This window comes from Nocardia sp. NPDC005998 (assembly GCF_040614395.1).
GTDB lineage: Bacteria > Actinomycetota > Actinomycetes > Mycobacteriales > Mycobacteriaceae > Nocardia.
The window spans coordinates 1-14116 of the sequence record NZ_JBEXUI010000033.1 but is presented as its reverse complement, the minus strand read 5'-3'; the positions used below and the strand labels follow the sequence as shown (position 1 = coordinate 14116).

Annotated in this window: 16 protein-coding genes; 7 read left to right on the top strand and 9 right to left on the bottom strand. The window is 66.1% G+C overall.

All coding sequences use genetic code 11. From position 1 onward, the window contains the following. Positions 1-122: 122 nt before the first annotated feature. Both ABZ293_RS31755 and ABZ293_RS31750 read left to right on the top strand, forming a co-directional pair. Positions 123-2282 carry an MMPL family transporter gene (locus tag ABZ293_RS31755; protein WP_355186667.1) on the top strand — a complete coding sequence of 720 codons (2160 nt, stop codon included), beginning with the start codon at positions 123-125 and terminating at the stop codon, positions 2280-2282. 89 nt (positions 2283-2371) lie between these two features. Beyond that, the gene (locus tag ABZ293_RS31750; RefSeq protein WP_354957239.1) at positions 2372-2641 is read left to right on the top strand and encodes a metal-sensitive transcriptional regulator; all 270 of its coding nucleotides are present in this window, start codon (positions 2372-2374) and stop codon (positions 2639-2641) included. Between the two features lie 73 nt (positions 2642-2714). Here the strand turns inward: ABZ293_RS31750 and ABZ293_RS31745 are convergent, their stop codons facing one another. The 4 genes from ABZ293_RS31745 to ABZ293_RS31730 form a co-directional block, all read right to left on the bottom strand. Further along, positions 2715-3665 carry an amidohydrolase family protein gene (locus ABZ293_RS31745; protein WP_355186665.1) on the bottom strand — a complete coding sequence of 317 codons (951 nt, stop codon included), beginning with the start codon at positions 3663-3665 and terminating at the stop codon, positions 2715-2717. Between the two features lie 129 nt (positions 3666-3794). Continuing rightward, positions 3795-4154 (bottom strand): Rv2640c family ArsR-like transcriptional regulator, encoded by a 360-nt coding sequence (locus ABZ293_RS31740; RefSeq protein WP_355186816.1) that lies wholly within the window; start codon positions 4152-4154, stop codon positions 3795-3797. Positions 4155-4280: 126 nt separating this feature from the next. After that, a complete protein-coding gene (locus tag ABZ293_RS31735) occupies positions 4281-4859 on the bottom strand; it encodes an HdeD family acid-resistance protein (RefSeq protein ID WP_355186663.1) in 579 nt (192 codons plus the stop codon). A 69-nt stretch (positions 4860-4928) separates the two neighbouring features. Further along, positions 4929-5339 (bottom strand): VOC family protein, encoded by a 411-nt coding sequence (locus tag ABZ293_RS31730; RefSeq protein ID WP_354957235.1) that lies wholly within the window; start codon positions 5337-5339, stop codon positions 4929-4931. 200 nt (positions 5340-5539) lie between these two features. On the opposite strand from ABZ293_RS31730, the gene ABZ293_RS31725 reads away from it, so the two are divergent. Then, positions 5540-6526, top strand: a complete 987-nt coding sequence (locus ABZ293_RS31725; protein ID WP_355186661.1) for a glycosyltransferase family 9 protein — start codon at positions 5540-5542, stop codon at positions 6524-6526. A gap of 111 nt (positions 6527-6637) precedes the next feature. On the opposite strand, the gene ABZ293_RS31720 is transcribed toward ABZ293_RS31725, so the two are convergent. Beyond that, a complete protein-coding gene (locus ABZ293_RS31720) occupies positions 6638-6988 on the bottom strand; it encodes a metalloregulator ArsR/SmtB family transcription factor (RefSeq protein ID WP_355186659.1) in 351 nt (116 codons plus the stop codon). A 183-nt stretch (positions 6989-7171) separates the two neighbouring features. Here ABZ293_RS31720 and ABZ293_RS31715 point away from each other — a divergent pair, with 183 nt between their 5' ends. The 3 genes from ABZ293_RS31715 (at position 7172) to ABZ293_RS31705 (ending at position 9755) form a co-directional block, all read left to right on the top strand. Beyond that, the gene (locus tag ABZ293_RS31715; RefSeq protein ID WP_355186657.1) at positions 7172-7870 is read left to right on the top strand and encodes a M23 family metallopeptidase; all 699 of its coding nucleotides are present in this window, start codon (positions 7172-7174) and stop codon (positions 7868-7870) included. A 206-nt stretch (positions 7871-8076) separates the two neighbouring features. Beyond that, positions 8077-9156 (top strand): hypothetical protein, encoded by a 1080-nt coding sequence (locus ABZ293_RS31710; RefSeq protein WP_355186655.1) that lies wholly within the window; start codon positions 8077-8079, stop codon positions 9154-9156. 56 nt (positions 9157-9212) lie between these two features. Further along, a complete protein-coding gene (locus ABZ293_RS31705; RefSeq protein WP_355186653.1) occupies positions 9213-9755 on the top strand; it encodes a YaeQ family protein in 543 nt (180 codons plus the stop codon). 19 nt (positions 9756-9774) lie between these two features. Here ABZ293_RS31705 and ABZ293_RS31700 read toward each other — a convergent pair whose 3' ends face one another. Then, on the bottom strand, positions 9775-10101 hold the full coding sequence (locus ABZ293_RS31700; RefSeq protein WP_354957229.1) for a hypothetical protein: 327 nt from the start codon (positions 10099-10101) through the stop codon (positions 9775-9777). Positions 10102-10394: 293 nt separating this feature from the next. Here ABZ293_RS31700 and ABZ293_RS31695 point away from each other — a divergent pair, with 293 nt between their 5' ends. Next, positions 10395-10730, top strand: a complete 336-nt coding sequence (locus ABZ293_RS31695) for an RNA polymerase-binding protein RbpA (RefSeq protein ID WP_040691372.1) — start codon at positions 10395-10397, stop codon at positions 10728-10730. Between the two features lie 228 nt (positions 10731-10958). On the opposite strand, the gene ABZ293_RS31690 is transcribed toward ABZ293_RS31695, so the two are convergent. From ABZ293_RS31690 to ABZ293_RS31680, 3 genes are all read right to left on the bottom strand, one after another. Then, positions 10959-11741 (bottom strand): ABC transporter permease, encoded by a 783-nt coding sequence (locus ABZ293_RS31690; protein WP_355186814.1) that lies wholly within the window; start codon positions 11739-11741, stop codon positions 10959-10961. Positions 11742-11824: 83 nt separating this feature from the next. Then, entirely contained in the window at positions 11825-12811 is a 987-nt protein-coding gene (locus ABZ293_RS31685; RefSeq protein ID WP_354957228.1) for an ATP-binding cassette domain-containing protein, read from the bottom strand. A gap of 483 nt (positions 12812-13294) precedes the next feature. After that, the coding region (locus ABZ293_RS31680; protein WP_355186651.1) for an alpha/beta fold hydrolase at positions 13295-14116 on the bottom strand (822 nt) is incomplete at its 5' end.

Here is a 14116-nt window from a genome sequence, read left to right as displayed (position 1 = left end):
GCTCCTCCCAGCGGGCCATGGCACCGCCTGTGCCGGATGCCACTCTTCACAATTAAATACCCCTGGGGGTATCTTTCTTTCAAGGCCCAATATACCCATGGGGGTATGAAAGGAGAATTGTGATGACCGACTCGTTGGCGGTTTCCCCAGCTCGCGACATCTCGCCACCGCACCGATCCAGCGGCGCGCTGAGCCGCCTCGGGGCAGCGATGGCCGGTCGCGCCCGGATCGTGTTCGGTATCTGGTTAGTGGTGCTGATCGCGCTCGGCGCCGCCGCTCCGAGCGTCTTCACCGCATTGGCCGGGGCGGGCTGGCAGGCCAACGGCTCGGAATCGGTGCGTGTGCGTGAGCTGGCACAGCAACATTTCGGCGGAAACTCCTCTGCCGCGGTGCAGGTGGTCGTCCATTCGGACACCGCGACAATCGAGAGCCCACAGGTGGCCCAACTACTCGGCGAAATCACCGGCGTTTTCAGTGGCGATGGCCGCTTCGGCGAAGTGATCGCGCCGCAGCCGGGCATGTCGATCAGTCCGGACGGGCACACCGGCATCCTCATCGCGGGCGCGAATGCCACCACCGACGAGATGGTCAAGGCCGTCGATGAGCACAAGGCAGCGCTGACCGCCTTGTCCGGCAACGGCATCGAGGTCTACCCCACCGGCGCTTCGGCGCTGTGGAGCGACTTCAACGAGGCCAATCACAACGCCATGATCAAGGCCGAAATGTTCTCCTGGCCGCTCACCTTGGCGATCATGGTGCTGGCCTTCGGATCGCTGGTCGCCGCCGGACTGCCGCTCCTGCTCACCTTGGCCGGGCTGGTGACCTCGGCTGGTGGTCTGGTGCTGCTCAACCATTTCACGCCGATCTCGGTGTGGGCCATGAACTTCGCGATGATGTTCGCCCTCGCATTGGGTATCGACTACGCGCTGTTCATCGTCGCCCGCTTCCGCGACGCGCTCACCACCACGTCGAATACCAGGGTCGCGGTCGCCGAAACAATGAACACCGCCGGCAAAGCCGTTGTGCTGTCCGGACTTACGGTTCTGGTCAGCCTGTCGGCCGTACTGATCGTGCCCGCACCCGCCGTGCGGACCATGGCGGTCGGAATCATGTTCGCGGTGGCCTTCGTACTCGCGGCGACCATAACCCTGCTACCGGCGGCGTTGGGCGCATTGGGCGACAAGGTCAATGCCGGTGCACTGCCGCACGCCAAACGACAACAGCACCATTCTCCGCGGTTCGCCGCTTGGGGCCGACTGCTGCACGATAAGCCGTGGCCGTTCGCGATCGGCGCGGGCATCCTGCTGATCGCCTTGTCGACTCCGGTATTCGGGCTGCAGGTGGCCATGCCGTCCATCCAGGTCGTGCCATCGGACGCACCCGTACGTCAGGGCTACGAACTGGTACAGGCGCAGATGGGCAAAGGGACTCCGGGCATGCTGCAGATCATCGCCCCTGCCGACGAGTCCGCGCAGGTCGCGGCGTCCGCGAAGGCGGTCGATGGGATCAGCATGGTTACCCCGGCCCAACCCGCCCGCGACGACAGCGGCCTGGTGATGATGCAGGCCATCCCCGACGTCGATCCGTCCGACGAGCACATGGGCGAAATCCTCGACCGGTTGCGCGACGAATTGCCTTCGGCCGCATCGGTCGGCGGCGCACCCGCGGAGAACTTGGACCTGCAGCAGGCGCTCAATGACTATCTGCCGATCATCGTCGGGATCATCCTGGTACTGGGATTCGCGCTGCTGCTGATCGCACTGCAGGCACCGTTGATCGCCGCCCTCGGCACCATGGTCAGCCTGCTGTCCACGGCCGCCGCCTTCGGCGTCGCGAAACTGATCTTCCAGGACGGACACGGCGCCAGCCTGCTCGGGTTCACCCCGCAGGGCTTCCTGGACGGCTGGGGACCGGTGTTCTTCTTCGCCATGATCTTCGCCATCGCCATGGACTACACCGTGTTCCTGTTGGCCACCGCCAAGGAACACTACGAGCATTCCGGCGACCCGAAGGCCGCACAGGTCGACGGCCTGTCGCATTCCGGACGGGTGATCTTCGCCGCCGCCGCGGTCATGGTCGCAGTGTTCTTCACCTTCGCGCTCGCCGACCCGCTGCCGCCGAAGGAAATGGGCATCATCCTCGGGGTTGCCGTACTGCTGGACGCGTTCGCGGTGCGCCTAGTGCTGCTGCCGGTGCTGCTGCGCCTCACCGGACACGCCGCCTGGTGGTCCCCGGCCTGGCTGCGTAGGCTACTGCCCTCGATCAGCTTCGCCCACCACTGAAATCACCGCCAGGGGCTCGGCACACACCGGGACTCCCTTGATACCCCCAGGGGTATGATTAGTGGTCTACTCGATGAAAGGAATATCCCATGGTCGGCAACGAAGAGACCATCGCCCTGGTGCTCAACCGGCTGCGCCGTGCGCACGGCCAGCTCGCCGGGGTGATCTCCATGATCGAGCAGGGCCGCGACTGCAAGGATGTGGTCACCCAACTTGCCGCCGTCTCCCGCGCACTGGACCGCGCCGGCTTCAAGATCGTCGCGACCGGACTGCGCGAATGCCTCGCCGGAGACACCGCCGACGGTTCTGAACCGATGACCGAGGCCGAACTCGAGAAGCTCTTCCTCGCCCTGGCCTGACCGCGGAAAGCACAGGAACGCAACAGATCTCGGTCACCGAACCGCACACCACCCACGACTCGCGAGGAGGATCCTATTGTCGGGCCCCCTTCGCGAGGCGGGGAAACAGCTCGAGAGCGTTTCCTCGGTTGATCGCGGCGCGGCCGGTTTCATCGAGACCGGGATAGGCATCGAACTGGCCGGTGAAGTACGCGACGCCGAGTTCGGGCGCGAACGGCCAGTCGCTGCCGAAGAGCACATGGCCGGGGCGGGCGAAGGCGAGCAGACTCGGCAGCGCCGCCGGGCTGCCCGACAGCGCGGTATCGAAGTAGAAGCCGCTGAGCTCTTCCAGGATTTCGAGGGCGTTGCGGCCGGTTTCGGCCGTGATCGCGGCGGCAATGCGATGCGATGCATAGGGTACGAACCCGCCCGCATGCGACAGAATGAACCGAATGTTCGGATAGCGCCGCAGCACGCCGCGCAGCACCAAATTCGTTGCTGCGCGCGCGGTGTCGAGCAGGAAGTCGGCCGCGAACGGCGGAATCCCCGCCACCGCCGGACCCGGCAGTTCCGAGGGGTGCACCAGAACCACGGCGGCCCGCCGATCCAGCTCGGCCATGACCGGATCGAATGCCGCGTCGCCGAGGTAGCGGCCATGTGCGTTTGCCAGCAGCACGACACCATCGGCGTTCAGTTCGTCATATGCGTGCGCGATCTCCTCGACCGACCCCGCCACATCGGGCAGCGGCACGGTGGCGAACAACCCGAACCGATCGGGGTGAGCGCGCACCAGATCCGCGCCGGTCTCATTGACCCTGCGGGCCCACCCCCGCGCCTCGGCAGCATCGCCGAGATGAGTGCCGGGCGTGGACAGCGACAGGATCGCCGTGGCGATCGAATACCGATCCATCAGCGCGAGCGCGCTGTCCGGACTCCAGTCGGGCAGCTCGCGGCCACCGGGAGCGACGACGCCTTTCGTGCGCAGCCAGTCGGCATAGTCACGCGGAACGAGGTGCTGGTGCACATCGATGCGGGCGGCGGTCATCGGCCTTCTCCTCCGGCTCGGGCTGCACAAACCACACCATCAAGGTGAGACTATTCGCGCTACTGATGTAATCATCAGTTATCTAGAGCCGGTCGGTCAAGGGGTGCCGACCAGGGTAACCGAGAAAACCTACCGGCAGCACTCCGGATCGAGCACGAAACACAAGGCGGACAACGCATCTCGACGTGCGGCATGCTGGACGGTCATGCCCCGACGCACCGATTCCACCAGCCCGGCGGCGCGCAGCTGGCCCAGGTGATGACTGACCGTCGATTCCGCGAGCACTACCGCCGCGGCCAGATCACGGGTGTTGACCGTGCCGCCGGGCTCGGCGAGCAGCAATGACATCAATCTGACCCGCACCGGATCCGCAAGCGCCTTCAACCGCAATGCCACCTCGAGGGCGACCTGGTCATCGACCGGCGCCGCCGCCACTGGCATACAACGGATCGGCGCGGAAACATCGATCACGGGCAGCGCCTTGGGCATATCCCATCTTGGCATATACCGAAAGCCTTGCCTCGAGGAACCGAAATCACCACTGCCTCAACTACATCCACCCAAACGACACCCGCGACCGCCGCGTACGGCGACCGCCGCGGGCGATCGAAGACCTCAGGCCTTGGCGAGCTTCTTCGCATCCCGGCGGACACCGAACGCCGTGATGATCTCGGCGATCCCCAGGATGATCAGCCACCAGCCAGCGACCAATGCCAGCGTCGCTACCGACCGGACCGGCCACGCGATCAGCACCACACCACCGATCGCGGTGATGACACCGAAGATGCCCGTCCAAACCCGGCCGGGCATCGCCGGCTCGGAGATCGCCGCCACCAGCACCGCGATCCCGCGGAACAGCCAGCCGATACCGATCCACAGACCGAGCAACAGAATCGAGGCCAGCTCGTCACGGAAACAGAAGACACCGATGATGATCGACAACACGCCACTGATGAACGCCAGCACCCGCATTCCGGTACTGGCAAATGTGCCGAACGCGGCCATCAATTGCAGAAAGCCGCTCGCCACCAGATAGATACCGAAGATGATGCCCGCGGCCGCCAGCGTCACATCCGGCCACACCAGGATCATCACACCGAGGATCACCGCAAGGATGCCGGTGACCAGAACCGTCTGCCACGCACTGCGCGCAAGCGACTGCAGAGGACCCTCTAGCACGCTGTTTGTCGTCATAACGAAATGCTATGCCTTGCGTCAGCGGTTTTCTGCGCATTTGCTAGACAACGCGGTGAGCGGCCGGCGCTAGGCTGGGACGCTGATGTTGACCATCCAGGCGATACCGAATCGGTCCATGCACATCCCGAACTCGTCACCCCACATCTGCTTCTCCAATGGCACGGTTATGGTGCCGCCGGCAGTGAGTTCGTCCCAGTAGCCGCGCAGCTCATCGGCGTCGTCACCGCTGAGACTGATCGAAATGCTGCTGCCAGGTTTGTATTCCATGCCGGGTGGGGTATCCGAAGCCATCAGTGTGAAACCGCTCGGCGTCTCCAGCATGCCGTGCATGACCAGATCCGCACCGGGCGCGTCCTTATCGCCCATATCCCCGAAGGTTTGAATGGACAGCGTGCCGTCGAACACGTCTCGATAGAATTCGAGCGCGGCGCGCGCCGTGTCTCCGAAACTGATGTACGGGTTGAGCCTGGAGGCCATCTGGAACGCTCCTCGGTGTAGGTGCTGCCATCGCCGAGGTTAGTCCTCCGGCCCGGACAGCGGACTCGGTAACGGGCTACTCACTCACGTTTATCGCCGATCAGGCTCGGGTAGTCATCCCTAAGTGGCTCTCGTCGTGTGCACCTATGCGGTGAAGCGGGTGGGTCGGGTTCGCGATCTCGGGTGGCTAGGAGAAGAGGGTGGCCGTTGTTCTCGTCCTGCAGGCACGTGGCCTCGGTGATCTACTCACCGCGGTTCCCGCGTTGCGCGCGTTGCGACGGGCGAAGCCGCATGATCAGATCGTCCTGGCGGCCCCGCACCGCTTGAAACCGATCGTCGATCTCATCGCTTCCGTCGACACCATGGTGCCGACGGCAGAACTCAGTGACCTGCGCTGGGGTGCCACCCCACCCGCACTCGCGGTAAATCTGCACGGTGCGAGCGCCGAGAGCATCGTCGCGCTCACCAAAACCGATCCCGGCCGCATCCTCTCCTACCGCAACCTGGCCTTTCCCGAATTGGAAGGCCCGGAGTGGCACACGGATATGCATCACGTCGAGCGCTGGTGTCATCTGCTCGAATCCGACGGCATCGTCGCCGACCGGCGCAATCTCGGACTGGTCCCGCCGGTCGCCACCACCAGCCATCGCGATTGCGTCGTCGTACATGTCGGCGCGGGCGCGCCGGCGCGCCGCTGGCCGCCCGACCGGTTCGCCGCCGTCGTGCGCCATCTGCTCGTGCTCGGTCGCGAGGTGGTACTCACCGGCGACGAATACGAGCGCGATATCGCACTGAATATCGCCGCGCGCGCGGGCCTGCCGGTGGGCCGGGTGCTTGCGGGCGAGCAGAACCTCATCGAGCTCGCGGCCACGGTCGCCGAGGCCGCACTGGTCATCTCCGGTGATACCGGCGTCGCGCATCTGGCTACCGCCTTCGGGACCCGCACCGTATTGCTGTTCGGTCCGACGCCGCCGCGCTGGGGTGGGCCACCGCCACATCTGCTCGGCAGGCATGCGGTGCTGTGGGCCGGTCAGGTGGGCGACCCGATGGCCGATACGCCCGATCCCGGACTGCTGCGGATCGGCGTTACCGAGGTGGTCAGCGCCGTCGACAAGCAACTCGCCAAGCGCGCGTGGCCCGGCAGCGGAAGCAATCGCGGGCGAACGGCGTATCGCCGCGTGGGCTGATCGCCCACTCCGCGCCAGGGCCGCAAGGAACGCGGTTCCGGACAGGGTCGCGCCAGGCGATTGTGGAGGCAGGTGTCGCAGTTGGCGGGGCAGATCTGCCGCTGTAGATAGTCAGCCGCTGGGGCCGTGAGCATTCGTTTCGGGCGCAGTCTCGGCGCGAGCGCTGCTCAGCGCGGCGGCATAGGCCGCGAGCGCGCTGGGCCAGAACTGCTCCAGGTAGTCACGCGCATCGCCGAGTCCGCGCGGGTCGAGGAAATACAGGTGCCGGTTGCCGTCCGGGCGCATCATGACCAGCCTGGCCTCGCGCAGCACACGCAGATGCTGGGAGACCGCGGAGCTGGTCACCCCGACGAGCTTCGCCAGGTCGCCGACGGCCAGCGGCGCGGTCGGCAATGCCTCGAAGATGGCCCTGCGGGTGGGGTCGGCCAGCGCCTCGAGCGCGCGAACTCCTTTAGTCGGCACTGAAATAGTGTGATCGACCGGCATCCTTCTGGTCAATTCTGCGCACTACGGGCTTTCGCCAGGTAGACATAACATCCACGCAGTGCCGTTACACAGCTGTTACATACCAGCTGCGCTTTTGTTGACCTGTGACGGTTGCCACACGATAGCGGTCCTCGAATGGCGGTCCCGTACGTTCAAGCCATGTTCGTGACCGTACCGTTATCTTTCCGTCGCGGCGCGACCCGTTCACGCCGCAACCGCAGCACCACCCGGGCGGTTGCCGTTGCCGCGGTCGTCAGCGCCTCGCTCGGCGTGCTGGCCGCCGCGGACCCCAACGCACTGCCCGGCGTCAACACCGGAAAGACCGACCAGTCGACCACCGATTCGGCCAGCGCCGCCGTCGCCTTCACCGCATTCACGCTGCCTGAAGCGCAGATGCCGCAGACCGTTCCCGATGCCGTCGTCTGGGAGCCGAACCGCCTGGCCGCCGAGGCCCGGCCGCGCACCGTTCGCCCCATCGCGGGCGTGCTGACATCCAATTTCGGGATGCGGTGGGGCGCACTGCACGCGGGCCTCGACTTCGCCGACTCCATCGGCACCCCGATCGCCGCGGTCACCGACGGCACCGTGATCGAGGCGGGCCCGGCCTCGGGCTTCGGCCTGTGGGTGCGGGTGCAGCAGGACGATGGCACCATCGGCGTCTACGGCCACGTCAACGACATCCTCGCCACCGTCGGCCAGCAGGTGCGCGCGGGCGACGTCATTGCGACCGTGGGCAACCGCGGCTTCTCCACCGGCCCGCACCTGCACTACGAGGTTCATCAGGGCAACGGCGCGCCGATCGATCCGATGCCCTGGCTCGGCGCGCGCGGTATCGCCGTCGGTATCGCCGCGGAGTAGGCGGACTCTCCGGCCCGCAACACCTGCCCACCGATTCGAGGTCCCGCCTCGGATTCGGGCGGGATCGGACTCGGCCATCGCGGTATTCACGATTCGATGAGGGGATCGCGGATATCGCGATGGCCGAGTTCTAGTACCCCGGTACTACCCGCGAATGGCGCCGCAGCGGGACGTGGTCGCGTGCCATCGGTTCCTACCGTCGGATCATGCCGACGATCGATACCCTTTCTGCCCCTGGTCATTCCACGCCGCCTCGGCACCGTCGCCGCACTGCACCCGATCTGCCACGCGGAGGTCGCCTGCATCGCCCGCTGCTGTGGATGGTGGCCGCGATGGGCACCCTCGTGCTGTTCTGCGTAGGCGGCATGGCATTCGACGATCGGATGCTGCTCGGTGAATCCGTCTGGCTCAAACCGTTCAAGTTCGGGCTGGCGTTCGTACTCTACGGATTCACGCTGGCCTGGTTGCTGTCGTTGCCGCACAAGGGAAGTCGGGTCAGCTGGTGGATGGGGACGGTGTTCGCGATCACCGGATTCATCGACGTCGGATTCATTGTGGTGCAGGCCGCACGCGGTACCTACAGCCATTTCAATCATGAAACCGATGCAGTGAATTCGATCGGGCAGCTGGTGTTCGCTTCCGGTGTGCCCGGGCTGTTCTTCGCGAATCTGATTATCGTGCTGATCCTTTCGTGGCAGCGGCTGGTGGACCGGCCTACCGCGCGGGCCATTCACGCCGGACTCGGACTCGCCGTCGTCGGGATGGCACTCGGCTATCTGATGGGGTTCACCGGCAAGCAGTTGGTGCGGGACGCCGACGGCAATGTGGTGGAGTTGGTTGCGGGACATACGGTGCTGAACAATCCGTCTCTGGACGCACGCGACGGAGTCGGCGGTATGCCGATCACACACTGGAGCACCATCGGCGGCGACCTGCGGATCCCGCATTTCCTGGGGCTACACGCCATCCAGGTGCTGCTCCTCGCGGTAGTCGCGCTGGCCTGGTTGGCGCCGCGCTATCCGTGGTTGCGCGCCGAACGTACCCGCGCCGGGCTGATCGGGGTGCTCGCTTTCGGCTATGCCGGGCTGCTCGCGATCGTGTTCTGGCAGGCGATGCGGGCGCAGTCACTGGTGCATCCGGATGGCAGCACGCTGCTGGCGTTCGGTGGGTTGGTGTGGGTAGTCGGCCTGCTGACCTTCGCCGTGTACTGGCGGGCCCGGGCCGCAGTGCACAAAACCTCGAGCGCCGCGCGGTTGTTCACGGCGGGCGCCCGGCCCCGCGGGTGATCCGATGGGGCTCGCCGCAGGGTACGCGCGCCAGGGTCATTTAAGCTCCTGCTCCTATGGCCCTCAGCGCAACACTGCACAACTTCACCGTTCATCTGGCCGACGTCGACCGCGGTGTCTATCAGGAGTTGGAGTTGCGGGTGGCGCGCCACCCATCCGAAACCGCCGAATTCATGCTGACGCGACTACTCGCCTACTGCCTCGAATACGAGGAGGGCATCACCTTCAGCGACGGCGGAGTATCCGCCACCGACGAACCCGCGGTGTTGGTGCGCGATCTCACCGGACGCCTCACCGCCTGGATCGAAGTCGGCGCCCCCGACGCCGAGCGCGTGCACCGCGGCAGCAAAATGGCTGAGCGCGTTGCCATCTACACCCATCGCGATCCGGTCAAGGTGCTGGCGCAGCTCACCGGCAAGCGGATCCATCGCGCCGAAGCGATTCGGCTCTACAGCTTCGACCGGGACTTCATCGATGCGGGCGTCGCCGCGATCGAACGCCGCAACACCGTCACCGTATCGATCACCGAACGACTGCTGTACCTGGATCTCAACGGTACGGACCTGAGCACACCGGTCGCCGAGCACCGATTGGCCTAGCCTGCGACTCGGTCCGCGCTCACCGCAAGCGTTCGGCCTCGCGGGTCAGTGTCAGCAACGTGGCGCTCAATGCCCTCAGCTCTTCGGTGTCCGCACCCTCGCCGATGGCGGTGGCGACGTCCTCGGCGGCGCAGCGGGCGGCGAACCAGCGGTCGGCCAGATCGGCCGCCTCCTGGGCGCTCAGTACCACCGAATCATCGGGAATCCCGGTTCCCTTCAAGCTGTTGCGGTGTTCGTAGGCGCGTTGGCGGCAGGACTGACGGCAGTACCGGCGACGGCGACCAGCCTCCGATTCGACGATCTCCCGCCCACACCACAGGCAGCAGGACAGCAAGCGGCGCGACATGACGCAGAACATTAACGGTTCCGGCCGCCGGATGGGGTTCGTGGCCCCGGATTGCCGCCGCGGCGCGGGCGTGGCGGATCGCATCCGTGTCACGCACTACAATGGAACAGTTCACGGCCGCTAGGGACGGCGCGCGGCGCACTCGAAAGGGTCAGCGGGCGTCGGGAACTATTGGCGCAGGCACGGTCGTTACACCTAAGGTCCAGCGAGCGTCAGGCGCTCGTCCGGCTGAGTCCGCCGAACGGACGCGGCCGCAGCGCAACAAGACTCGAGCACACAGGGAGAGGCACACCATGGCAGATCGCGTACTCCGGGGCAGTCGGCTCGGAGCGGTGAGCTACGAAACCGATCGCGACCACGACCTGGCCCCGCGACGGATCGCTCGGTACCGGACCGATAACGGCGAGGAATTCGACGTCCCGTTCGCCGACGATGCCGAAATCCCCCCGACCTGGCTCTGCCGCAACGGCCAGGAGGGCACCCTCATGGAGGGCACCACTCAGGAGACCAAGAAGGTCAAGCCGCCCCGCACCCACTGGGACATGCTGCTCGAGCGTCGCAGCAAGGAAGAGCTGGAGGAGCTGCTGAAGGAGCGCCTCGATCTGCTCAAGACGCGGCGCCGGGTCTAGGTTCCTTCGCAGGTGTAGGGCTTCGAGCCGGACGGTGTTCGGACCAGCGGCCCTGCGCACGGAAGCCTTTCGAGACAAAAGGAAGGCCGCTTGCATCAAGCGATGCAAGCGGCCTTTCTCGTGCCCATGAACGCTGGCTGAGTGCCGAACCGGTCGACAGCGACCAGGTCAGCGCAGTCCCGCCGATCCGGACGCGCTCAGCGTCGCCTCGGCAGCGGGTGGGCGGTACTACTTGCTGGCGACCTTGCGGTAGCGGATCAGGGCCAGCGGTACGACCACGATGAGGATGGCGAGCGAGCAGGCTACGGCGTATGCGATGCAGTGCTCGGCGGGCCAACCGGTGGGCGTGCCGAAGCTGGGGGGCGCGCCATTGTCGAACAGTTTGCGGCCCGCGGCGGATACCGCGGTGATCGGGTTCCATTCGGCAACCGCGCGCATGGGGCCGGGGAGGGACTCGGCGGAAACGAAGGCCGAGGAGATGAACGTCAGCGGGAACAACCAGATCAGGCCCGCGCTCTGCGCCACTTCGACGGTGGGCGAGAGCAGGCCGGTGAGCGCGCCGACCCAGGACATGGCGAAGGCGAACAGCAGGATCACCGCGAAAGCCAATACGGCGTCGGCGATGCCGCCATTGATCCGCCAGCCGACCACATAGCCGCAGCCGACCATGACGGCCAGACTCAGGATGTTCACCACCAGATCCGACAGCGTGCGCCCCATCAGCACCGCCAGCCGCGACATGGGCAGGGTGCGCATGCGGTCGATAATCCCCTTCTCCAGATCGCCCGCCAGACCGACGGTGGTGAAGGCGGCATTGAAAGCGACCGTCTGGGTGAAGATTCCGGCCAGCAGGAATTCCCGATATTGGCCGCCGCCGAGTGAGGCGCCGAAGATGTAGGCGAACAGGAATACGAACATCAGCGGCTGAATCGTCGCGGTCACCAGCAGGGTCGGGACGCGCAGGATGGTCAGCAGATTGCGGTAGGCGACGATCGCGCTGTCCCGGATGATCCGGGCGTGCGGCGACGGAATCTCCTGGGGGGATTCGGTTTTCACGGTCGGTTCTGCTTCGGCGCGCGCGACTGCGGTGCTCATCAAGACAAGATCTCCTCTTGTACATCGTCGGTTTCCGGCTCGGGTTCGCGCGCGGCGGTGCCGGTGAGGGACAGGAATACGTCGTCGAGACTGGGCCGACGCACGCTGGCGTCGACCACACACACCCCGGCGTCGTCGAGCCGGCGCAGCGCCTCGACCATGGTGCGCGAGCCATCGCCGACCATGATGGAGGCTTCGTCCGCGCCTGGATCGTGGGTCGGCTCACCGATGCCGACCTGCGCCAGGATTGTCAGCGCTGGCTTCACCTCCTGACCCGCGGCCAAGGTGACGGTGAGCCGGTCGCCGCCGATGGAGGTTTTCAGCTCGTCGGCCGACCCCTTGGCGATGACGCGTCCGCGATCGATGACCGTGATGCGGTCGGCCAGCAGATCGGCCTCTTCCAGGTACTGGGTGGTGAGCAGCACCGTGGTGCCGTCGTCGACGAGATCGCCGATGACGCGCCACATATCCAGTCGCCCACGCGGATCCAGTCCGGTAGTCGGCTCGTCCAGCACCACGACCGCGGGCCGGGCGACCAATGCCCCGGCCAGGTCGAGGCGCCGCGCCATCCCGCCGGAGTAGGTGCCAGCGCGGCGATGCGCCGCGTGGTCCAGACCGAAGGCGCTCAACAATTCGGACGCGCGCGAGGTGGCCTGCCGCTGCGACATTCCGTACAGCCGCGCCACCATGCGCAGATTCTCATATCCGGTCAGATTGGCGTCGACCGCCGCGTACTGACCGGACAATCCGATCCGCCGCCGCGCCGCTGCCGGATCACGCAAGACGTCGACACCCGCGACCCGCACCGAACCGGCACACGGCCGCAGCAGGGTGGTCACGATGCGCACCGTCGTCGTCTTGCCAGCACCGTTGGGACCCAGCAGACCCATTACCGTCCCCGCCGGTATCTGCAGGTCGATCTCGTCCAGCACCCGCACCCGACCGTAATTCTTGACCAGGCCCAGCACCTCGACCGCAAGGCTCACGACTCCGCCTCGCTCGCGCTCGGCTCCGTCGTAGGCCATGGCGCGCTGTGCGCACGATTCACTCGCTGACGCTCGCTCATGCCTCTCCCTCGATGTTCGACACCGGCATCTCCACCAGCGCCGCCCTGACTGTGGGCTGCTCGCCACGGCCGATGCATTGCTCACCTCGCTCACTCACAGCTGTCTCCTTCTCCGACCCCGGGCGCCGGTGTCGAAGGCCGCACATTGCTGGCGATATCTCGCACGAATCTGCCTCGGTAACACTGGGTTCCGTCCGAGCATCCGGACGCCCGGAGGATGGATTTTGTTCGAAACCCGCCGCACACGGCCACGGCCTCTGACGCGCGACGCCGCCATGACCGGCGCTGCCGTACGTGCCGATGCCGGTCCCGGTGCGCGGGACCGACTCGCGTCTTTTCACGACGCCACCGAAGCCGCACTCGGTACCCTCCGGTACCGAGTGGGCTCTTGCGCGCTCGACAGTCACTGTCGCGCCTCACGCGCTCGTGCCGCCGCGGCTTCGAGGTGTTCGTTGAGCACCGGCCCGATGACGGCAAGTGATTCCGGTGTCGTCATGGCCGAATGCTTGCAGCGCAGGTCGTGATTCTGGATGGTGCCGGTGATGAAGGGCTGCCAGGCAGCGGCGCGCCGGGTGGGATCGGTGCGGTTGATTTCATCATCACCCGCGGTGAAGAACAGGAGGTCGCCGTTGAAGGTGCGAGGGCGGAAGCCGTGGGCGAGAACGGTGCCATTGGCGTAGCCCGCATAGAGGCGCTCCAGGTGTTCGACGGTCAGCGCGGCGAACGGGCCGGGGCGTGAACGCAGCAGTTCCGCGGCGTCGCGCAGGCTCATACTCTGGTCGAACTCCACGTCGTCGCCCAATGCGTCGCTGCCGAATTCGCCGATGATCTCGGCGACGGTCGGGATCGCATGTTCGAGCCATTCATCGCTGAGCTGGTAGCTGTCCATCATCGACAGCAGCGCGACCTCGTCACCGGCCTGCTGCAACTGGATCGCGACCTCGTGCGCGATCAGGCCGCCCAGTGACCAGCCGAGCAGGTGGTAGGGCCCCTGCGGCTGGATCGACTTGATATGCGCCACATAGCTTTCCGCGGCCTCGCCGATCGAATCGAATCCTTCCGCACCCGCGACATGCGGCGCCTGTAGTCCGTACACCGGACGGTTCGGCGCGAGGTGCGCCAGCAGACCCGAGTAGCACCAGGCCAGCCCGATCGCGGGATGGATACAGAACAGCGGAGCCCGGCTCGCGGCGGTGCGGGCACGGATGGGCAGTATCGGCTCGAG